Source organism: Algiphilus aromaticivorans DG1253, from assembly GCF_000733765.1.
Lineage (GTDB): Bacteria > Pseudomonadota > Gammaproteobacteria > Nevskiales > Nevskiaceae > Algiphilus > Algiphilus aromaticivorans.
The window spans coordinates 1,484,272-1,503,564 of record NZ_JPOG01000001.1 but is presented as its reverse complement, the minus strand read 5'-3'; the positions used below and the strand labels follow the sequence as shown (position 1 = coordinate 1,503,564).

Genomic DNA, 19,293 nt, shown 5'->3' with positions numbered 1-19,293 from the left:
TCTTGCCTGCTCGATTGCGCCTTTTTCTGTTGGTCAGCCTCGCGCTGGGGCTCATCGCGGGCAGCTTCTACCTGCTGCATCTGGATCGCGAGATTCGCGAGCGTTTCGCGGGTGTGCGCTGGGCCGTTCCGTCCAAAGTCTATGCTGCGCCAATGGAGCTCTACCCAGGGCTGGCGATTGACGCCGAGGCACTCGCCCGCGAACTGGACCGTCTGGGATACCGCAAGCTCGAGCAGCCGAAGCGGCCCGGCAGCTACAGCCAGTCACGCCGCGCTGTCGATCTGATCAGTCGCGAGTTCGAGTACTGGGATGGACGCGAGCCATCACGCCGGTTATTCGTGCGCTTCGACGGCAACGGCATTCGCGAGATTTCCGAGCCGGGGGTGGCTAGCAGCCACGCGCTGGTACGCATCGATCCGCAGGCCATCGGCAGTATCCACGCCGCGCGCGCCGAGGATCGCCTGCTGCTCAAGCGTGAGGAGGTGCCCGATTTGCTCGCCGAAGGAATGATTGCGGTCGAGGACCGGCACTTCCACAAGCACTTCGGTGTCTCGCTGCGGGGCATCGGGCGCGCGATGCTCGCCAACCTCCGCGCTGGCAGGGTAGTGCAGGGCGGCAGCACGATCACGCAGCAGCTCGTTCGCAACTTCTTCCTGACGCTGGACCAGAATCTCCAGCGCAAGATCAAGGAAGCGATCATGGCGGTACTGCTGGAGCTGCACTACGACAAGGAAGAGATCCTCGAGGCCTACATCAACGAGATCTTTCTTGGCCAGGACGGCTCGCGCGCGATTCATGGCTTTGGCCTGGCGGCGAGCTTCTACTTCAACAAGCCGGTGGCGGAGCTGAACGCCGCGGAGACAGCGCTTCTGGTTGCTTTGGCCAAGGGGGCTTCCTACTACAATCCTCGGCGACATCCCGAGCGTGCGCGGCAGCGGCGCGATCTCGTTCTGGAGGTCTTCCACGACAACGGCTTGATCGACGAGGCAGCCTACGAGCGTGCGCTTGAGCAACCGCTGGGAATTCGCTCCGGTGGCGACGATCGCGGCCCGGTCCGCTATCCAGCCTTTATCGAGCAGGTGCGCCGTCAGCTTCAGGCCGATTACAAGGAGGCCGATCTGCAGAGCGAAGGCCTGCGGGTATTCACGACGCTGGTCCCGCGCGTGCAGGCCGAGTTGGAGCGCAATGTCGCCGACGGTCTGGCCAGTATCGAGTCGCGCCGAGGCATCGCCGCCGACAGCCTGGAGGCCGCGGGTGTTGTTGCGCGCACCGAGAGCGGCGAGATCCAGGCGTTGATCGGCGGGCGCGAAGCCGGCTACCGTGGCTTCAACCGCGCGCTGGACGCGCGCCGGCCCATTGGCTCGCTGGCCAAGCCTTTCGTCTACTACGCCGCGCTTGCGCAGCCCGAGCGCTACAACCTCTACAGCATGATCGAGGATCGCGCGATCAGTCATCCGCTGCCCAATGGCGACATCTGGGAGCCGCGCAACTTCGACGCCGATGTTGAGCACGGTGAGGTCCGGCTCTACGAGGCGCTGGCGCGCTCCTACAATCTGGCGACTGCTCGACTCGGTATCGACATCGGGCCCGAAGCGGTGGCTCGCGCCATGGCCAGCGCCGGACTGGAAACGCCGCCACTGGCGGTGCCGTCGCTGGCGCTAGGCGCGGTATCGCTGTCGCCGCTGCAGGTCACGCAGATGTACACAACGCTGGCCAGTGGCGGTTACCGATATCCGCTGACCAGCATCCGCGAGGTCACCGACGCGGATGGCGAGCCTCTGACGCGTTATGGCATGCGCGTCGAGCGCGGCCTCGAGGAGGGCCCGACCTATCTGACCAACTGGGCACTGGAGCGGGTCACGCTCTTCGGCACCGGGCAGGGCGTCTACCGCCAGCTGCCGGCAACGACCCGTGTGGCGGGCAAGACCGGCACCACGGATGATTTCCGCGATAGTTGGTTTGCCGGCTTCGGCAGCGATCGCGTCGGCGTGGTTTGGGTTGGACGCGACGACAACGCGGGAAGCGGACTGACCGGCGCCAGCGGGGCGCTGCCTATCTGGTCGGCTACCATGGACGCCATTGGAATTGCCAGCTACGAGCCCTATATGCCTGACAGCGTGCAAGAGCAGCAGCTCGATCGCGAGAGCGGGCTGCTGGCTGGCGAAGGATGTGAGCAGGTGGTGGTGATTCCCTTCATCAAGGGCTTTGCCCCCGAAGAGCAGGCGCCATGCGCCGGCAAGGATTCCGGAGGAATACGCGAATGGTTCCAGCGGCTCTGGTAATGAAGCGATACGCTGGGCTCCTGGCAGCGGCACTGTTGCTGGCCGGCTGCGCCAGCTTTCCCGAGCGCGAGCCGACCTCGCGCCCTGACGACGATGTGCCCTCGGGCAGCACCGAAGCGGACGACCTGGAAACCGGTACGCAGGAGGGTGGCGGGATCGACACCGCGGCCTATACGCCGCCAGCCTCCGAGCCGGAGTCGCTGCAGAAAGACTATCCGCGCGGCGTCGCTGAAGTCAGCGGGCCGGCGGTCATCAGCTTGCATGGTCAGGCGAGGCAGAGCGCTGCCGGTGGCGATCACGCGTCGGCCATCGCGTTGCTGGAACGGGCGCTGCGCATCGAGCCACGCAATGCCTTCGTGTGGACGGCGCTAGCCGAGCAGCATCTGGCTGCTGATCACTATGATCAAGCAGAGAACACTGCGGCGCGCGCCAATGGCTTTGCGCGCGGGAATCCCTATCTGGAGGCGCGCAATTGGCGCGTCATCGCCGATTCACGGCGCGGCAGCGGCGATCAGAGCGGTGCTGCAGTGGCCCACGAACGCGCTGAGCAGGCGCGCATGCGCCAGGGCGGCGGTGGCTGAAGCCCTGGGTGCCGAGAAGCTCGCTGCCGAGGTTGACCATTATCTGGTGACCGGTGGGGCGCTTGCCCGCGTACTTCCCGCATTCCGCGAGCGCGACGCGCAGCGCCGCATGGCCGCGGCCGTCGCTGGGGCTCTGGACGGCGGCGATTCCCTGCTGCTTGAGGCGGGTACCGGCACGGGCAAGACCATGGCCTACCTGCTTCCGGTACTGCTGTCCGGCAAGCGCGCCGTTGTCAGCACCGGCACCAAGAATCTGCAGGATCAGCTCTATCACCGCGACTTGCCGCGTTTGCTGCGCGTGCTCGACCAGCCCGTGCGGACCGCGCTGCTCAAGGGGCGCGCCAACTACCTCTGCCGTTATCGGCTGAAGCAGGCTGCCGAGCAGCCGGGCCCGGACACCGCAGCGATCCTGTCGCTGCGGCAGTTCATGGAAGCCTCCGAAAGCGGCGAACTCTCCGACTACGGGCGCATGGCGGACGACGACCCGCTGCGACCGCGCGTGACCTCCACGGCCGACAATTGCCTGGGAACACGCTGCCCCGATTACGACAACTGCTTCGTCTTCGCCGCGCGCCGCCGCGCGCTGGAAGCCGACATCGTCGTGGTCAACCACCACCTGCTCTTCGCCGATTTCGCCATCCGAGAGGCTGGCTTCAACGAATTGTTGCCCGGCGCCGAGGCCGTCATCATCGACGAGGCGCACCAACTCCCCGAGCTGGCTGCCCAGGCCTTCGGCGAACGGCTGTCGACCCGACAGATTGCCGAGTTGCTGCGCGAACTGCGTCAGTGGGCCGGGCCGGAGCATCCCGCCCTGGGCGAAGCCCTGGATAGGCTGGCCATGACCCTGCGCGACCTGGAATCTTGCTGCAGGGAAAGCGATGGCCGCGTGCCGTGGGCCGATTTCGTCCAGGGCTTCGGCGTGGCCGATAGCCTGAAGGCTTTGCAGAGCGCGCTCAGGGAGGTGGGCGAGAACCTGGGGCCGATTGCCGACGATGAGGAAGGGCGGCGCCTGGGTGAGCGCGCCACGGAGCAGGCCACGCTGCTGGCCCGGCTGATGCAGATGGATGGCCCGGCGGAAAGCGTGGAGGAGGCGGCGGATGTCGAGGACGGGGGGAGCGGCGACGAGGCCGAAGAACTGATTCGCTGGATGGAGCCAGCGGGGCAGGGAGCCGCCTTCTGCGCCAGCCCGGCCGATGTCAGCGCGGCCTATGCTCGTGCTGCCGGTGGCCACCCCGGCGCCTGGATCTACGTATCGGCCACGCTGTCCGTGGACGGCGATTTCTCGCTCTTCCGCGGCCAGCTCGGCATCGACGAAGCCGCGCACGAGGAAGTACTGCCGCCGGTCTTTGACTACGCGCGGCAGATGCAGCTGTGGCTGCCCGACAATCTGCCGCCACCGGGCGACCACAACCATACCCGCGCGCTTCTCGATGCTGTCCTGCCGGTGCTGCAGGCCGCCGAGGGTGGCGCTTTCCTGCTGATGACCACGCATCGGGCGGTGCGCGAGGCCGCGGCGCTGTTGCGACGCGCAGGCGACTTCCAGCTCTTCGTGCAGAACGAGGACGACCGCGCACGCTTGCTTGAGGGCTTTGCGTGCAGCGAGAAAGCGGTGCTGATCGGCGCCGCCAGCTTCTGGGAAGGGGTCGATGTCCCGGGACAGGCATTGCGCATCGTCGTCATCGACAAGCTTCCCTTCGCGCCGCCGGACGATCCGGTGGTGCAGGCCCGCCGCGCCGGCATCGCCAAGCGCGGCGGCAATGCCTTCATGGATTACCAGCTGCCGCAAGCCATTCTCAGCCTGCGCCAGGGCGTGGGTCGACTGATTCGCAGCGAAGCGGATCGCGGCCTGCTCGTGCTCGGGGATCCGCGCATCCAGGGTGCGCGTTACGGCCGCAAGGTGCTGGCCGCGTTGCCCGAGATGCCGCGCTGCGCCGATAGCGCCGGGGCGCAGGCCTACGCTCGCTCCCTCGTCATGGAAGCGCCGGTATGAAGCTGCTGGCCGTCGACACCGCGACGCCGCGGCTGGTGCTCGGCCTTGTCGATGGAGAGCAGCGCTGGCGAAGCGAAAGCAAGTCCGATCCGCAAGAACGGGGCGCGCTCTCGACGCTGACTTCTCGCTTGCTGGCAGAGGCCGGGCTCGCTGCCAGCGCTCTCGACGTGGTGGCGATCGGCGTCGGTCCGGGCAGCTTTGCCGGACTGCGCAACGGTATGGCTTTCGCGCGCGCCTTGGCGTGGGCCCTGGACCGGCCCGTCGTAGCGGTGGACAGCCTTGAGTGCACTGCCGCAGCGTTTCTCGGCCGGGATGGTGTGCAGCGCGTACGCGTGCTGCTGGATGCGCGCATGCAGGCGGTCTACTCCGGTGAATACGTCGGCGAGCCGGCGTGGCCCGAGCCGCTGCAGGCCATCGTCGAGCGCGGGCTCACCGCCAGCATCGACGAGTTGGCGGCAATCGAGCCACAAGGCATCGCGCTGGTGGGCAACGCCCTGGCGCTGTCTGGCGTCGAGCCGCTCGCGCAGCGCGGCTGGGCCGCTTTCGCGCCGCAAGCACTGCCGACAGCCGACGCCATGCTGGATATCGCACTGGCTCGAGTGGCGCGCGGCGAGCAGATGCGCGCCGACGGGCTGTCACCCCGCTATGTGCGTGATCGCGTGGCGCTGACACGCGAGCAGCGCGCGGCCGGGGAGCGGCTCGAGACGCCGGGCTAGGCTTCGGGCGCGAGGTCCTTCGGAGCCCGCAGCAGCGGTCTATGCGCGCAGTCGCGGTCGATCCCGGACCAATCCGGAATGGCCAACTCCAGACCGAGAAGGCCGGCGGTAGGCAGCGAGACATTTCGAATATCGGCGCAGAGCCAGCCGGCGAGTTCGGAGATGCCCGGATTGTGACCGAAGGCGAGCAGCGGTGAAGTTGCGTCGAGCTGCTCGCCCAACACCTGTATCCAGTCACCCGCGCTGGCTTCGTACAGCCGTGCATCTATGCGGATCGCTCGAGGGGCCACATCGAGCGCTTCTGCGAAGCGACGGGCGGTCGTGATGGCGCGGACCGCGGGCGAGCTGAGCAGCGTCGGTTGTGTCTGCGTCGTCATCCGAGCAGCCTCCCGCGCCATGCGTACCGCGTCGCGCCGACCGCGGTCGGTGAGCGCGCGCTCGAAATCCTCGATGCCGGTATCGGCGAATCCGGCCTTGGCGTGGCGTACGAGATAAAGTTGGAGCGTCATGATTCGGCGGCTGTCGGTGCGTAGAGATCGAAGCGGATGCTGTTGCCGCGCAGGCTCTGCATTGGGCGCGATCCTGCCAACGGTGGTGCGCGCAGGGCGCGCTTGACGACCACCCGTCGCAGCGCGACCGCGCGCGCCGGCGCCAGAAGCGTATCGGCGTCGGTGTCTTCTCCCACCAACTCGCGCAGCGCCTGGGCTGCCGCGCGCGGTAGCGCCTGCTTTTTCGTCGGCGTGTACATCGGATCCAGAAAGATGACATCCCAGCGTGCATCGGCGAAGAGCACGCGGGCATCGACCGCATGACAGTGCATACGCGTGGCGACATCTTCCGGAAGAAGCACGATGGCCTCGCGGAGCTTTGCGTAGACGGCCGGATGCCGCTCGCAGCAATCGACTTCGGCGCCCAGCGCAGCGAGCAGCATGGCATCGCGACCGAAGCCTGCCGTGGCGTCGAGCACGCGCAGATCGCGTTGTCGGTGCAAGCCGACCGCGCGTGCGATGAGCTGACGACGTCCGGCTGCCAAGCGCTGTGACAGCGACTCCGCAAGGGCGGCACCACTATGGGATGATGTGGTGTCGGCAGCTGCCAGCAATGGCGCTTCGCGAATCGTGGAGGACGGCAAGTCGGGCTCGCGCATCGGCCTGGGCCGACCACGATAGCCGGCATCGCCAGAGCCGGCAAACACCGTCACGCGGTTGCGCTCGCCGATCGTTCAGGAGCTTTTGCTAGGCTTTGCGGGTTCCGCGGCAAGATCGCTGCGGTCATGCACGGAGGACCGATGAAGATCAGGGAATTGCTCGACGGGTGGCAGGCTGAAGCCAGCGATCCGCTCACCGCCGAAAAATACTGTGCGCGATTGCCGATTTACGACGCGGCACGTCTGGAGGCGCTCGCCGAGATGTTTCCGGGCCGGACGACGGGGCAGCTGCTGAGCGACCTGCTGACTGCGGCGCTCGACGAGCTGGAAGGAGGCTTTCCTTATCGTCGCGGTGATCGTGTGGTCGAGCGCGACGAGCAGGGCGATCCCATTTTCGAGGATATCGGCCTCGGGCCACGCTTCCACGAGTTGACGCGCAATCACGCAGCGCGGTTGAAAGCCGGACTTCGCGAGAAGAATTCGGGTGGCCAGCAGGGGTGAGTGGCGCGGCGACCATCCGCGGTGCTCTGGGGCCGGCACCTGAAGCCTTGCCGCCGGATGTGGTGCGGCCGCTCTGCGAGCTTGAGCTGCCATTGGGGCTCGACCGGCTGGTCACGCCCAAGCGTCTGTCAGGCTTCAAGCGGGCGGCCGTGCTCGTGCCTCTGCTGCAGCGCGAAAGCGGGCTTACCGTGCTCTTTACCCGGCGTGCGGATCATCTGCGCGCACACCGCGGCCAGGTGAGCTTCCCGGGCGGGCGGTTCGAGCCGCAGGACGACCAGCTCATCATCACGGCGCTGCGCGAAACCGAAGAAGAGATCGCCTTGCCCCGTGACCGCGTCGAGATCATCGGCCATCTCGACGACTACCCGACCTTGACGCGTTATCTGATTACGCCGGTAGTGGGACTAGTAAGCGACCCCCCGGATCTCCGTGCAGACGAGAACGAGGTGGCCGAGATTTTCGAGATCCCGCTGTCGCACCTGTTGCTGCCTGAGAGTTTTCGCCGCCGCATCGTGACTCGCGACGGCCTGCGCGTGCCTTTCTTCGAGATTGCCTATGAGGACCGTATCGTCTGGGGCGCAACCGCCGGCATGCTGTGGAACCTGCACAACAAGCTGAAATCATGAATCCGAGCTGGGAACGCGCGCAGCGCACGCAGAGCACGGCCGCCGCTGAGGGCTTCGACTGGCCCGACCTCGACGGCGTCTTCGCCAAGCTGCGCGAGGAAGTCGAGGAACTGGCCGAAGCCGCGCAGGACGCCGGAGCGCAACGCGCCAGGCGCTGCAGCGACGAACTCGGCGATGTGCTCTTCGTCATCGCCCGCCTCGCTCAGCGGCTTGATCTGGATGCCGAGCGCGCGCTGGAAGGGGCGTGCGAACGCTTCGATAGCCGCTTCGCCTATGTCATGCAGGGGGCGGGGGCGTTGCCGTCGGTGGGCGATCCGGCGCGCCTCGACGCCATGGAGGCGCGCTGGCGCGCCGCCAAGGATCGCGAAAGCTGAGCCTCAGCGCTTCTTGCGCGAGAGCGCGCTGAACAGCTCGCCGAAGCCCTCGGTCATGCGGTGCCGCGGGGCGTACCAGGGCAGGGGGGTCGCCGCTTCGTGCGACTCTCGCACGATCACCGAGCTGGCCAGAAGCGGCTCCAGCACCGGCAGCCCCTCGCTTTTCAAGGTCTCCACCATGCGCTGGGGCAATCGTGCGCGAGCTTGGAACTGGTTGACGATCACGCCGCCCACAGCGAGATCCTCGTTGTGGTCCTCGCGCAGCTCGGCAATATTCTCCAGCAGGGCGTACAGCGCCTGGCGCGCGAAGTCGTCGCAGTCGAAGGGAATCAATACCTCGTCAGCGGCAATCAGCGCCGAGCGGCTGTAGAAGTTCAGTGCCGGCGGGGTATCGATGAAGATCTGGTCGTAGCCGCGCAGCTTGCGTAGCGCCTGGCGTAGCTTCTGTACCTTCTGCTTGGCCTCAAGCTTGTTCTGCAGATGCTCGAGCTCATCGCTCGCGGCTACCACGTCCAGCCGCTCGAAGGGGCTGGGGGTGATGTAGCTCTCGAAGGATGCGCTACCCAGAGAGAAGTTCAGCGTGCTGGCGAAGAAGTCGGCGATGCCCGATTCCGGCTTGTCACTGCCCAGCAGGTAGCGCGTGGCATTGGCCTGCATATCCAGATCGACTACCAGCGTGCGCAGACCGCGCGCCGCAGCGACGGCTGCGAGATTGCAGACGATGGTGGTCTTGCCGACACCGCCCTTCTGATTGAAGACCGCGCGAATCATGAGGCCTGCTCCTGGGAAATGAAGGTATCGCTGGCCAGCGGTTTGCCGGGCTCGACTGCATAGTGGCTGAAGTCGCTGACGCCTCGACTGCGCAGGATCTCCTCATCAAGGAAGAAGCGACCGTTCTCGCTGCGCGGCGGCAGTGCCAGCAGCGCGCTTACCGCATCAGCAACGATGCGCGGCGTGCGGCAGTTCTCGGCCTGGACATTGTGAGCGTGCGTGATCGCATCGGTGAGAATCAGCGTGTGCGGCCACAGCCCGTTGACGGCGATACCGTAGCGCTTGAGTTCCTCGGCGAGCCCGACCACCGCCAGCGACAGCGACAGCTTGGAAACGGCGTAGGGCGCGAAAGCGCCCAGCCAGCGCTTGTTGCTGGTAGGTGGCGGAGCCAGCACGACGATGCGCGCATTCTGGGATTTGCGCAGCCAGGGTAGGGCCGCTTTGACCAGCAGCATGGTTGCCGTGACATTGACATCGAATAGCGCAGCGATATCGGCATTGCTCGTCTCCGCCAGGCTGGACGTACGCACCAGACCGGCATTGAGTACCAAGCTGTCGAGGCTGCCGAGCTGCTCGGCAGCGCGATCCGCCAATGCGATGGCATCGTCGGGTCGCCCCAGATCGGCACGCAGCCCTACCACCGTCTCCTTGCTGACCTTCGCGAGCTCGGTGGCGCGCTGCTCAACCTCGGCACCACGCGCCGAAAGTGCCAGCGCCTGCTGCTGATCGGCCAGCACGCTGGCGATTTCGAGTCCGATGCCGCGGGATGCCCCGGTGACGAGAATCTTGCTGGTCATACAGGACGCTCCGGCCCCGGCCGCCAAGGGCCGGGGCGTCGACGATCAGGCTGCGAGTTCGCGCAGCACGTAGTTGAGCACGCCGCCGTGGCGGTTGTATTCCCACTCCTTCGGCGTGTCGATTCGAACGCGGGCGGTGAAGGTGACGGTTTCCCCGTTGTCCTTGTGCGCCTTGACGGTGACTTCCTTCGCGCCCTGCTCGAGCCCTTCGATATCGATCTGCTCACTGCCGTCCAGGCCGAGATTCTCGGCGTTCTGGCCGTCCTTGAAGGTCAGCGGAACAACGCCCATGCCGACCAGATTCGAGCGGTGGATGCGCTCGAAGGACTCGGCGATGACGGCCTTGGCGCCGAGCAGATTCGTGCCTTTGGCCGCCCAGTCACGCGACGAGCCGGTGCCGTATTCCTTGCCGGCGATGACGACCAGCTGCGTGCCTTCGGCCTGGTACTTCATGGCGGCATCATAGATGGCCATCTGCTCACCGCTCGGGATGTGCTTGGTGTAGCCGCCCTCGACGCCCGGTACCATCTTGTTGCGGATGCGGACGTTGGCGAAGGTACCGCGCATCATGACCTCGTGGTTACCGCGACGCGAGCCGTAGCTGTTGAAGTCGGCAGGCTTGACGCCGTTCTCCATGAGGTACTTTCCGGCCGGGGAATCCTGCTTGATGGCGCCGGCGGGGGAGATGTGGTCGGTGGTCACCGAATCGCCCAGCAGCGCCAGCACACGTGCAGACTTGATCGCCGGCAGGCCGGGAACTTCCTTGGTCATGCCCTCGAAGTAGGGAGGGTTCTGCACGTAGGTGGAGTCGTCCCGCCATTCGTAGCGGTCCCCGGTCGGCACGTCGAGCCCGCGCCAGCGGTCGTCGCCGTCGAAGACCTTGCCGTAGCTGGTCGTGAACATCTCGGCGTTCAGCGAGCTGGCGATGAGATCCTGGATCTCCTGCGACTTCGGCCAGATGTCCTTGAGGTAGACCGGCTGACCGTCCGTGTTCTCGCCGATCGGATCCTTGTTGAGGTCGATGTCGACGCTGCCGGCCAGTGCGTAGGCCACGACCAGCGGCGGACTGGCGAGATAGTTCATGCGCACGTCCTGGTGGACGCGGCCCTCGAAGTTGCGGTTGCCGGAAAGCACGGAGGCGACCGACAGGTTGTTGGCGGTGACGGCTTCAGCGATCGGCTCGGGCAGCGGGCCGGAGTTGCCGATGCAGGTCGTGCAGCCGTAGCCGACGACGTAGAAGCCCAGCGCCTCAAGGTCCTCGAGCAGCCCGGACTTCTCCAGATAGTCGGTCACGACCTTGGAGCCGGGGGCCAGCGAGGTCTTCACCCAGGGCTTGACGGTGATGCCCTTGGCCCGGGCATTGCGCGCCAGCAGGCCGGCGCCGATGAGCACGGCCGGGTTGGAGGTGTTGGTGCAGGAGGTGATGGCGGCGATGACGACGTCACCGTCATCCAGCTGGAAGTCCTGATCCTTGTAGTTGACCTTGGCCGAACCCTTGGTGGGACGGCCGGCCTGATCGGCTTCGAAGGCCTGCTGATAGTTGGCCTGCACGTCGGAGAGGAGCACGCGATCCTGCGGGCGCTTCGGACCGGCCAGCGAGGGCTGGATGCTGCCGAGCTCGAGGTGCAGCACATCGCTGTACTCGGCCTCGGGTTCACCCTTCTCGCGCCACATGCCCTGTGCCTGCGCGTAGGCCTTGACGACCTCGACCTGATCCTCGGTGCGGCCGGTGAGGCGCAGATACTTCAGCGTTTCTTCGTCGATGGGGAAGATGCCGCAGGTCGCACCGTACTCCGGCGCCATATTGGCGATGGTGGCGCGGTCGGCCAGCGTCAGCTCGCTGAGGCCATCGCCGAAGAACTCGACGAACTTCTCGACCACGCCGCGCTTGCGCAGCATCTCGGTAACGGTGAGCACGAGGTCGGTGGCGGTGGCGCCCTCGGGCAGCGCGCCGGTCAGGCGCACGCCGATGACTTCCGGCATGAGCATGGTTGAGGGCTGGCCAAGCATGGCGGCTTCCGCCTCGATGCCGCCGACGCCCCAGCCGAGTACGCCAAGACCGTTGACCATCGTCGTGTGCGAGTCGGTGCCGAAGCAGCTGTCCGGATAGAGCACGCCGTCGTTGTCAAAGACCACGCGCGACAGGTACTCGATGTTGACCTGGTGGACGATGCCGGTATCCGGGGGCACGACCTTGAAGTTGTCGAGGGCGTTCTGGCCCCAGCGCAGGAAAGCGTAGCGTTCCTTGTTGCGGTTGAACTCCAGCTTGGCGTTCAGATCGAAGGAATCGGCTGCGCCGTAGTGGTCGACCATCACCGAGTGGTCGATGACCAGCTCCGAGGGGCAGAGCGGGTTGATCTTCTTGGCGTCGCCTCCGAGCTTGGTCATGGCGTCGCGCATGGCGGCCAGGTCGACCACGCAGGGCACGCCGGTGAAATCCTGCAGCAGCACGCGCGCCGGTGTGAAGGCGATCTCTTTGGCGGGCAGCTTGCGCAGGTCGGCGGAGGCGAAAGTCTCGATGTCCTCGACCGTGACGGATTCGCCGTCTTCCTTGCGCAGCAGATTCTCCAGCAGCACCTTGTAGGAGAAGGGCAGGCGGGAGACTCGGAACTTGTCCTCCAGCGCCTTCAGGTTGTAGTACTGGTACTGCTTCGAGCCGACGTCAAGCGTGGCGCGGACATTGAAGCTATCCGTCATCGCGAGCCTCTTCATTTCTGGGTTCAGTTGTTTGTCGTGACGCGCTTGCGGTCTCATGCGCGCCGCGGGCCGGGATTATACGCGCTGGCGCGAGGCGACCGGGAATGCGCGGGCCTCGGCAGGGCACGCATGCGACCAAAGTCGTGGGCTCAGCCGAGGGGATGGGCCGACTCGAGCTCTGCGCAGCCGTAGCATTCCCCGTCCGCGCCGTAGAAGACGGCGTACTGCCCGGCAGCGGCCGCGCGCTGTGGCTCGGCGAATTCCAGCTGCGCACCATCGTTGCCCACAAGCAGTTCCGCGCGCTGCAGGCGCTGGCGGTGCCGGATGCGCACATCCAGCGCTAGCGGCGTGTCGGAGCCGGCACCTGCCGGGCGACGGATCCAGTGCGGTGTCAACAGATCAATCCTCCGCGCCATCAGACGCGGGTGCTGGGGGTCCTGGTCGACAATCAGTCGATTGGTTGCGATGTCGCGATCGACGACGTACCAGGGCGCCTCGCGTGCGCCGGTGACGCCGCCCAGCGCCAGACCGCGGCGCTGGCCCACCGTGAAGAAGGCCACGCCGGGATGCTCGCCAAGCACGCGACCATTTAGATCCACGATCTCGCCTGGGCGAGCCGGCAGATACGCGGCGAGGAAGTCGCGCATGCGGCGCTCGCCGATGAAACAGATGCCCGTGGAGTCCTTGCGCTGATGGTTGGGCAGCCCGAGCTGGCGCGCGATGGCGCGTACCTCGGTCTTGTGCAGCTCGCCGAGCGGGAAGCGCACACCGTCGAAAGCCTCGCGCTGGACCGAAGCGAGGAAGTAGCTCTGATCCTTGTCGTCATCGATTCCACGGTAAAGGCGCGGGCCGTCGGTGGCTTCCTCGAGACGTGCGTAGTGCCCGGTGGCAACGAAGTCCGCTCCCAGGCGCCGGGCGTGCGCCAGGAAGGGGGCGAACTTGATCGCCCGGTTGCAGAGGATGTCCGGATTCGGCGTGCGCCCGCGCGCGTAGGCTGCGAGAAAGTCGCGAAAAACCTCCTCGTAATAGGTTTCGGAGAAATCGACGCGCTCCAGTGGGATTTCCAGTTCCTCCGCGACGGCGCGCGCGGCGGCGAAATCCTCTGCGGCGTTGCAGTAGCCGGCCTCGTCGGCGGTCCAGTTGACCATGAAGACGCCCGATACTCGGTATCCGGCTTCCTGCAGCAGATGCGCGCTGACGGCCGAATCGACCCCGCCGGAGAGTCCGACGACGACGTGCCCGGCGCTCATTGCTTCAGGTGCTGCAACGCCTCTAGCGGTAGCCGCCGGCCGGCCAGCGCGTCGTCCAGGCAGAGCTGCACCATTGGGCTGCGGTGGCGTGCGTTGGCGGCGCGGCATTCCTCGGGGCTCAGCCACAGCGCGCGCAGAATGCCGTCGTCCAGCGGCTGCTCGGCGTCAAAAGCGAGCGGTGTGGCCAGGAAGGCGATGCGCAGGAAGGTGTAGGGCAGAGCGGGTGGGCGATAGCTGTAAATGCCTATCAGTGCCTCCGGCGTGACCTGCCAGGCGCTTTCTTCTTGAGTCTCGCGCACGGCAGCATCGATCAGACTCTCGCCGTTCTCCCAGTGCCCGGCGGGCTGGTTGAGCACCGGCTCGCCGTTGACGCGCTCCTCCACGAAGAGCCAGCGGCCGTCACGCTCGACCAGCGTAGCGACCGTGACATGCGGCGCCTCGGTGGCCTCGACCTCGCTCATAGCCGTCCGCGCTGGCGCAGGCGGTAATAGCCCTGCGCATCGGGCCGACCGATGATGCCGAGAATGCTCCGGACCTGCTCGCTGGCGTTGTCGCGGGCACGTACGCGGACGTCCGCCTGATACACCCCATCGGGCTGCAGGCGCGCTTCGCCGATGGCTTCCACGGGGCTCCTCTCCGGTGCACTGATCGTGGCGACGAGGGTGCCGTCTTCGGAGGTTGCGAGCTCGGCACGGAAATCGCCAATGACCAGCGGCTCCCTGCCTACAGCCCAGCTCAGTCCCAGCAATTCGCTGTGGCCCTGCAGGCTGCTGGGCCGGCCTTCACCGTCGATCGCGAAGGTGTCGATGCGCGCGGCCATCTGTCCTTGCAGAGGCAAGCCACCGAAGCCGCCTGCCGCCATCAGGCCGGGAAGATCACCAGCCGCGCGGAGCTTGGAAAGCGAAAGGCGCCCGGTCACCGATACGTCGAGAGCCGCTTCACCGGTCACGGGACCGGCGAAGCGGAGATTCCAGCCCGTTCCCAGGCGCAGCAGCGAACTCGGGCGCCAGCCCCATTCGACATCGCGCGCCACCACGCGTCCTTGGTGGGAGACCGCGCGAATGCTGCCCTGGCGCAGCGTGCCATCCATTCCCGAGACGGTCACGGGAAGATCCGTCGGCGCGAACCAGGCGAAAAGATAGGGTGCCGGCGCGCCCAGCACCGCGGTGACCAGCGCGGCCAGAAGCCCGGCGATGATGAGCCAGCGGCGTCGGATCATGAGCTGCGCTCCACCTGAAGCCGCGCGCTCGCCGTGCCTTCACCATCGCGCTCGATATCGGCACTATCCAGCCGCATGTCGCTGCGCTGCTCAAGATCTGCGAGCCAGCGCAGCAGGCCTTCGAAAGGGGTTTCCTCGAACCATATGCGCACGGCATCGTCGCCATCCGGTGTCATGCGTTCCGGTGTCTGGTCCAGCGCGCTGCTGCGTACGAGCTGGTCGACACGCGCAAGCAGGGAGCGGTTGCTGGCGCCACCACGCCCTTGAGAAGAACCCTGCTGCGGGCGCACGGCAGCGATGTCCTCGATTCTTTGAGCGATGTCGCGCGCATCGGCCAGCTCGCGAGCCGCTTCGGCGCGCGCCATGCTGATCGGTTCCCACACCGCCAGATAGAAGATGGTCACGGTCAGCGCAATCGCGCCTATCAGCAAGATGCGTTGCTCACGCACTTCGCGCTGATCGAACGCCTGACGGAGCGCGTTCCAGCGCTCGCCCAGGGCGTCGATGCCGGGGAAGTCGCTTAGCGTCACGATGCGGTGCTCCGGGTCAGACGAATGCGGATACGCACCCCCTCGCTACCCGCGTCGGCGTTCTGCACTTCCATGGCAACGCGGTTGTCTTCCCGGTACCAGGCACGCAACGACTCGAGATTCTCGAGCGACTCGCCGCGCAGATTCAGCGTCAACGCATCATCGCGCCACTGCATGCCCATCAGTTGCAGACCCTCCACCGCCGAGACAGCGCGCGCATAGGATTCGAGCAGGGGCAGCATGCGGGGCTGACTGTCGCCGCCCTCGGCCGCGCGCGCTTCGGCACCCAGAAAGCGGGCGAGCTGCTCGTGCTGCGGATCGCTGTAGCCGGGGAACTGACGTTGGAAGGCCTCTATGTTCTCGGCCTTCTGTGCTTCGGCCATCGCGTTCATTCGGACGGTATCGGTGATGCGCAGCGCCAGGGCGAGAAGGAGCGCTAGCGCAGCTACTGCCGCGACGCGTCGCCAAGGGCGGAAATAGCGCGCGACGCCGCTCTGCGGCGCATAGATCCCCTGCAGCAGTGAGCTTGCATCGGGATCCGGCAGGTTCCGGACCATGACGTCCAGCGTTGCGCCGAACTCGGGCTGGCGCAGCAACTCCACTTCCGCGTCGACACCGATCTCGGGACTACTGTCCAGCTGCAACAGGCGAATGCGCTGGGGCGCTGTGGCACCGGAAAGCGCGAGTATGGTGGGCAGATTCGACGGGCTGGCGACGATACCGGCGTGGGTGGCCTGACGAATGAGCAGGCGATCGCCTTCCGATTCTGCCAGCGCGCACCATTCGCCCTCGTCCGGAACCGGCAGGCAGAGCACTTCGGGGATGAGTGCGTCGGGACTGATGCCGGCGTCCCGCAGCCGTGCCATCCAGGCGCGCATGCGCTGATGCGAGACCACTGCGAAACAGTGGCGAGTGTCCTCGCCGCGACCGAGATGCGCGAAATGCAGCCGCTCAATGTCCTCAGCCAACCGATCCTCGCAGGCGAAAGGAGCCGCGGCCAAAGCGCGCGCCCGGCTGCGTACCGGGAGGTCTACCTCCAGGAAATGCAGGGTGTGTGCGGGAACGATCGCGATTACTCGCGCACCGGGCGCCCGCGCCGCGATTGTCTCGAGCGACGCGTGCTGCACGCTGCCGGTTGCGGCGGCATCGATGCGATAGGCGAATTCCGGATTCGCTTCCGCGTCGCGAAGATGGATGTAGAGGGTTGGGCGCAAGGCGGACTAGGGTCTTGCCGTGCTGCGTCTCAGCACGAAGGGCACGCCGCGGGCCGGGCGCGCGACGAGACTATAAAGAACCGCCGTGCCATTGCCAATGAAGGCGTCAGCTTCGGTGAGGAAATAGCTGCTCGACACACTCAGGTCGGATTGGCGGATTTCCGGAACGCCGCCCGGCACCAGCCCGGTCTCGGCGAAGGCCGCACCGACGCTTTCGAGGGGTTCCTCGGCCCGGCGCGCGACGAAGCCGTCGATGCGGCTGCGGTAGTCCGAATTGTCGGAAAGCGCGCAGAGCACCTCCGGCGTCGCGGTGTTGACGTTGATTGGCGTGGCCTCGGGCAGTGCAATGATGTGATCTCGCAGTGCACGCAGCATGTCGCTATCGAAACCCTCGATGGCGGCCAACTCGCTCGCCGCCGCCAGCGGCTGCGCACCGGTTCGGTAGGGCGGAGTCTTGCCTAAATAGAGCAGATCCTCGCCGCCGCCCGGGAAACGTTGCTGATCATCAGGGTCCATCCAGTCGACGAGGGCGTTGACGATGTCGCGCCCTCTGAAGTCATCGCCGGCGCCCGTACACGCCATCAACCGAATAAAGCGCTCGGTCAACAGTTGCAGTTCCTCGTCGTCGCCGGCTGCGGCTGCGAAGTTGTTGAGATTGAAGCGGCCCTGCGCGTCCTCGATCCGCCCCTGCAGGGCGCCGCCCTCGACCGGCAGCGGAGGCACCTGCCGTGCCCAGACCTCGCCCAGGTGATCGATTTCGGTTTGGGCGCCTTCGCGTTGCAGAATGCTGACCGCCCATGCCTCCATGCCCTGCGCGTACCACCAGGCGCGTTCGCTATCGAGCAGAAGCTGCGTGCGCGACAGCGCCTGGAAGCCGGCGGTGGCTACCGCCACAGCCGCAATACTCGCCAGAGAAACCACCAGCAGAGCGGTGATGAGCGCTACCCCGCGTTGACGATGTGGCGCCTTCATGGTCCGGTGCCCAGGCCGCCGGGACCGGGTCCCGGCCCCACCCCTGTGCCGGGACCCACGCCGGGTCCGCCGTTGCCCAGCCCCCCCGAAGAGCCCGCCGCGTCCTGCACGGCCGCTGTCGATCCGCTGGGAAAGAGCAGCGTCAGCTCACCCCATTGACCGGTTTCGAGCGTTACCTCAATCGCCAGCGGCGGCATCGGATCGCCCTGCGCATCCGGATTGCTCCGGAGATTCGGGGGCCATTCAGGCTGCCATTCGCGGTTGCCGTCCAGGTAGCGCAGCGTCATGCGCTCGACATCGTCGAGGACTTGCAGCCGCTGTGGCTCGGCGCGGGGCGCACGGTCCAGATAGCGAAAGTGGCCGCGGATGAGCTGATCGTCCTCGACGAACCAGCGTACGCGCTGCAGCTGGCTGCGCGGATGACCGGCCGGGTTGCGCCAGCCGCCATGGATGATCTCGACGCCCTCTTCGCGGCGGCCGAGCACGGCCGACTGCGGCTCGCCGAACTCGTCGCGCACAGCGCGCGGCTGCAATTGCTGGAAGTCCTCGCGCATGCGCAGATAGGCGCGCTGCAGCTCCGAGACGCGCTGCAGATTGTCCTCAATAGCGACCCGAGCCTTGAGCACATTGTTGAGCCCGCCGTAGGCCATGACGGCGACGATGCCGAAAATCGCCAGCACGACGACCAGCTCGAGCAGCGTGAAGCCGCCGTTTCGCGCCGTGTCGTTCCCTCTCATCGGCGGCCGGTCTCGGAAACGAAGCCGGACAACGTCGCCAGATCGCGCTCGTCATCCTCGCGACGTATGCGCACATCGATGCGCCGCAGTGCCGGATCCTCGGTCTCACTGACCTCGGCGAACCATATCCAGTCGTTGTCCGCGAAGCGGCGCTCGCCGTCGCTCTCGCCGGTATCCGGAAACTCGGCCGCCAGCGTGTACTCGGCCATGCGATTGCGTGCGACCAGCATCGCCAGCGTGCGATCGCGCAACTCGGAGGACAGATGGGCCTGACGCGAGAAGCCGGCGATGATGGCAGCCAGCGCCATGGCCAGGATGACCACTGCGGCCATTACCTCGATCAATGTGAAGCCCTGTTGTGCCGGGCGCCGGTTCATTGCCGCGTCTCCGGCTCGCCGCGGGCGATGCGACCGAGGGCATCGCCGCGGATGATCGCCGGCCCGACGTCATCCGGTGCGCGGATCTCCAGCCGGAAGGGGGTCATGTCGCCGCTGGACAGGATCAACACGCTCGGCTCCAGCTCATCGCCATCCGGTGGCGCTACAGCCTGGCCTTCCACGAAGAGAACGCCGCGAAAGGGCTCGCTGAAGCTGCGCACCCGCAGTGGGCCGCTGCGGGAATGCGGTTGCCAGCCGCCTTCGCCATCGGGCACCAGAAAGCCGTAACGCTCTTCGTCGGTGAAGAAACCCAGCTCGGTGCGGTTGAATAACGCCTGGTCCTGCGCCAGCACGAAGAGCTGCTGCAGCCGGGCCGACTCGTTGTCGAGACGATCGGAAAGCGTGCGCCCGCCGATGGATAGCACCGCAAAACTGGTCATGACGCCGATGATCAGCAGGACGACCATCAACTCCAGCAGCGTAAAACCCGCCGCGCGGTTGCGCGCGGACAT

Annotated in this window: 21 protein-coding genes; 7 read left to right on the top strand and 14 right to left on the bottom strand. The window is 66.4% G+C overall.

Going from position 1 to position 19,293, the window contains the following annotated elements:
- Nucleotides 1-2: 2 nt before the first annotated feature.
- From mrcB to tsaB, 4 genes are read left to right on the top strand one after another with little or no spacing between them, the layout of a single operon-like run.
- Nucleotides 3-2,282, top strand: coding sequence for a penicillin-binding protein 1B (mrcB, locus tag U743_RS06970; protein WP_043766738.1), 2,280 nt, complete (start codon nucleotides 3-5; stop codon nucleotides 2,280-2,282).
- On the top strand, nucleotides 2,282-2,863 hold the full coding sequence (locus U743_RS18020; RefSeq protein ID WP_052367637.1) for a tetratricopeptide repeat protein: 582 nt from the start codon (nucleotides 2,282-2,284) through the stop codon (nucleotides 2,861-2,863). Before mrcB ends, U743_RS18020 begins: the two co-directional genes overlap by 1 nt.
- Nucleotides 2,856-4,853, top strand: coding sequence for an ATP-dependent DNA helicase (locus U743_RS06960; RefSeq protein WP_052367635.1), 1,998 nt, complete (start codon nucleotides 2,856-2,858; stop codon nucleotides 4,851-4,853). Before U743_RS18020 ends, U743_RS06960 begins: the two co-directional genes overlap by 8 nt.
- Entirely contained in the window at nucleotides 4,850-5,569 is a 720-nt protein-coding gene (tsaB, locus tag U743_RS06955; protein WP_043766735.1) for a tRNA (adenosine(37)-N6)-threonylcarbamoyltransferase complex dimerization subunit type 1 TsaB, read from the top strand. The genes U743_RS06960 and tsaB overlap by 4 nt, the downstream gene beginning before the upstream one ends.
- On the opposite strand, the gene U743_RS06950 is transcribed toward tsaB, so the two are convergent.
- The gene (locus tag U743_RS06950) at nucleotides 5,566-6,078 is read right to left on the bottom strand and encodes a SixA phosphatase family protein (protein WP_043766731.1); all 513 of its coding nucleotides are present in this window, start codon (nucleotides 6,076-6,078) and stop codon (nucleotides 5,566-5,568) included. The two genes, tsaB and U743_RS06950, sit on opposite strands and share 4 nt — an antisense overlap.
- Nucleotides 6,075-6,716: a class I SAM-dependent methyltransferase gene (locus U743_RS06945; RefSeq protein WP_052367633.1), complete on the bottom strand. Its 642-nt coding sequence runs from the start codon at nucleotides 6,714-6,716 to the stop codon at nucleotides 6,075-6,077. The genes U743_RS06950 and U743_RS06945 overlap by 4 nt, the downstream gene beginning before the upstream one ends.
- 141 nt (nucleotides 6,717-6,857) lie before the next feature.
- Here U743_RS06945 and U743_RS06940 point away from each other — a divergent pair, with 141 nt between their 5' ends.
- From U743_RS06940 to U743_RS06930, 3 genes are read left to right on the top strand one after another with little or no spacing between them, the layout of a single operon-like run.
- Nucleotides 6,858-7,217 carry a hypothetical protein gene (locus U743_RS06940; RefSeq protein WP_043766728.1) on the top strand — a complete coding sequence of 120 codons (360 nt, stop codon included), beginning with the start codon at nucleotides 6,858-6,860 and terminating at the stop codon, nucleotides 7,215-7,217.
- On the top strand, nucleotides 7,214-7,843 hold the full coding sequence (locus U743_RS06935) for a CoA pyrophosphatase (protein ID WP_052367631.1): 630 nt from the start codon (nucleotides 7,214-7,216) through the stop codon (nucleotides 7,841-7,843). Before U743_RS06940 ends, U743_RS06935 begins: the two co-directional genes overlap by 4 nt.
- Complete coding sequence (locus U743_RS06930) at nucleotides 7,840-8,217, top strand: MazG nucleotide pyrophosphohydrolase domain-containing protein (protein WP_043766726.1); 378 nt, start codon at nucleotides 7,840-7,842, stop codon at nucleotides 8,215-8,217. The genes U743_RS06935 and U743_RS06930 overlap by 4 nt, the downstream gene beginning before the upstream one ends.
- 3 nt (nucleotides 8,218-8,220) lie before the next feature.
- Here U743_RS06930 and U743_RS06925 read toward each other — a convergent pair whose 3' ends face one another.
- The 12 genes from U743_RS06925 to gspH form a co-directional block, all read right to left on the bottom strand.
- Nucleotides 8,221-8,988 (bottom strand): ParA family protein, encoded by a 768-nt coding sequence (locus U743_RS06925; protein WP_043766723.1) that lies wholly within the window; start codon nucleotides 8,986-8,988, stop codon nucleotides 8,221-8,223.
- Nucleotides 8,985-9,785 carry an SDR family NAD(P)-dependent oxidoreductase gene (locus tag U743_RS06920; protein WP_043766720.1) on the bottom strand — a complete coding sequence of 267 codons (801 nt, stop codon included), beginning with the start codon at nucleotides 9,783-9,785 and terminating at the stop codon, nucleotides 8,985-8,987. Before U743_RS06920 ends, U743_RS06925 begins: the two co-directional genes overlap by 4 nt.
- 45 nt (nucleotides 9,786-9,830) lie before the next feature.
- Nucleotides 9,831-12,482 carry an aconitate hydratase AcnA gene (gene acnA / locus U743_RS06915; RefSeq protein WP_043766717.1) on the bottom strand — a complete coding sequence of 884 codons (2,652 nt, stop codon included), beginning with the start codon at nucleotides 12,480-12,482 and terminating at the stop codon, nucleotides 9,831-9,833.
- A gap of 149 nt (nucleotides 12,483-12,631) precedes the next feature.
- On the bottom strand, nucleotides 12,632-13,732 hold the full coding sequence (gene mnmA, locus U743_RS06910) for a tRNA 2-thiouridine(34) synthase MnmA (RefSeq protein WP_043766714.1): 1,101 nt from the start codon (nucleotides 13,730-13,732) through the stop codon (nucleotides 12,632-12,634).
- Nucleotides 13,729-14,193, bottom strand: coding sequence for an NUDIX hydrolase (locus U743_RS06905; RefSeq protein ID WP_043766713.1), 465 nt, complete (start codon nucleotides 14,191-14,193; stop codon nucleotides 13,729-13,731). Before U743_RS06905 ends, mnmA begins: the two co-directional genes overlap by 4 nt.
- Nucleotides 14,190-14,951, bottom strand: coding sequence for a type II secretion system protein N (gene gspN / locus U743_RS06900; RefSeq protein WP_043766710.1), 762 nt, complete (start codon nucleotides 14,949-14,951; stop codon nucleotides 14,190-14,192). Before gspN ends, U743_RS06905 begins: the two co-directional genes overlap by 4 nt.
- Nucleotides 14,948-15,481 carry a type II secretion system protein GspM gene (gene gspM, locus U743_RS06895; RefSeq protein ID WP_043766708.1) on the bottom strand — a complete coding sequence of 178 codons (534 nt, stop codon included), beginning with the start codon at nucleotides 15,479-15,481 and terminating at the stop codon, nucleotides 14,948-14,950. The genes gspN and gspM overlap by 4 nt, the downstream gene beginning before the upstream one ends.
- A complete protein-coding gene (gspL, locus tag U743_RS06890; RefSeq protein WP_043766705.1) occupies nucleotides 15,478-16,695 on the bottom strand; it encodes a type II secretion system protein GspL in 1,218 nt (405 codons plus the stop codon). The genes gspM and gspL overlap by 4 nt, the downstream gene beginning before the upstream one ends.
- A gap of 6 nt (nucleotides 16,696-16,701) precedes the next feature.
- Nucleotides 16,702-17,667: a type II secretion system minor pseudopilin GspK gene (gspK, locus tag U743_RS06885; protein WP_052367629.1), complete on the bottom strand. Its 966-nt coding sequence runs from the start codon at nucleotides 17,665-17,667 to the stop codon at nucleotides 16,702-16,704.
- Nucleotides 17,664-18,404, bottom strand: a complete 741-nt coding sequence (gene gspJ / locus U743_RS06880) for a type II secretion system minor pseudopilin GspJ (RefSeq protein WP_052367628.1) — start codon at nucleotides 18,402-18,404, stop codon at nucleotides 17,664-17,666. The genes gspK and gspJ overlap by 4 nt, the downstream gene beginning before the upstream one ends.
- A complete protein-coding gene (gene gspI, locus U743_RS06875) occupies nucleotides 18,401-18,781 on the bottom strand; it encodes a type II secretion system minor pseudopilin GspI (protein ID WP_043766702.1) in 381 nt (126 codons plus the stop codon). Before gspI ends, gspJ begins: the two co-directional genes overlap by 4 nt.
- The gene (gspH, locus tag U743_RS18015) at nucleotides 18,778-19,293 is read right to left on the bottom strand and encodes a type II secretion system minor pseudopilin GspH (protein WP_052367627.1); all 516 of its coding nucleotides are present in this window, start codon (nucleotides 19,291-19,293) and stop codon (nucleotides 18,778-18,780) included. Before gspH ends, gspI begins: the two co-directional genes overlap by 4 nt.

Bases quoted from the DNA above. Each gene is read 5' to 3' on its own strand.
- U743_RS18020 (WP_052367637.1), top strand. From the start codon at position 2,282: ATGAAGCGATACGCTGGGCTCCTGGCAGCGGCACTGTTGCTGGCCGGC.
- tsaB (WP_043766735.1), top strand. From the start codon at position 4,850: ATGAAGCTGCTGGCCGTCGACACCGCGACGCCGCGGCTGGTGCTCGGC.
- U743_RS06950 (WP_043766731.1), bottom strand. From the start codon at position 6,078: ATGACGCTCCAACTTTATCTCGTACGCCACGCCAAGGCCGGATTCGCC.
- U743_RS06945 (WP_052367633.1), bottom strand. From the start codon at position 6,716: ATGCGCGAGCCCGACTTGCCGTCCTCCACGATTCGCGAAGCGCCATTG.
- U743_RS06940 (WP_043766728.1), top strand. From the start codon at position 6,858: ATGAAGATCAGGGAATTGCTCGACGGGTGGCAGGCTGAAGCCAGCGAT.
- U743_RS06930 (WP_043766726.1), top strand. From the start codon at position 7,840: ATGAATCCGAGCTGGGAACGCGCGCAGCGCACGCAGAGCACGGCCGCC.
- U743_RS06925 (WP_043766723.1), bottom strand. From the start codon at position 8,988: ATGATTCGCGCGGTCTTCAATCAGAAGGGCGGTGTCGGCAAGACCACC.
- U743_RS06920 (WP_043766720.1), bottom strand. From the start codon at position 9,785: ATGACCAGCAAGATTCTCGTCACCGGGGCATCCCGCGGCATCGGACTC.
- acnA (WP_043766717.1), bottom strand. From the start codon at position 12,482: ATGACGGATAGCTTCAATGTCCGCGCCACGCTTGACGTCGGCTCGAAG.
- mnmA (WP_043766714.1), bottom strand. From the start codon at position 13,732: ATGAGCGCCGGGCACGTCGTCGTCGGACTCTCCGGCGGGGTCGATTCG.
- U743_RS06905 (WP_043766713.1), bottom strand. From the start codon at position 14,193: ATGAGCGAGGTCGAGGCCACCGAGGCGCCGCATGTCACGGTCGCTACG.
- gspN (WP_043766710.1), bottom strand. From the start codon at position 14,951: ATGATCCGACGCCGCTGGCTCATCATCGCCGGGCTTCTGGCCGCGCTG.
- gspK (WP_052367629.1), bottom strand. From the start codon at position 17,667: ATGAAGGCGCCACATCGTCAACGCGGGGTAGCGCTCATCACCGCTCTG.
- gspJ (WP_052367628.1), bottom strand. From the start codon at position 18,404: ATGAGAGGGAACGACACGGCGCGAAACGGCGGCTTCACGCTGCTCGAG.
- gspI (WP_043766702.1), bottom strand. From the start codon at position 18,781: ATGAACCGGCGCCCGGCACAACAGGGCTTCACATTGATCGAGGTAATG.
- gspH (WP_052367627.1), bottom strand. From the start codon at position 19,293: ATGTCCGCGCGCAACCGCGCGGCGGGTTTTACGCTGCTGGAGTTGATG.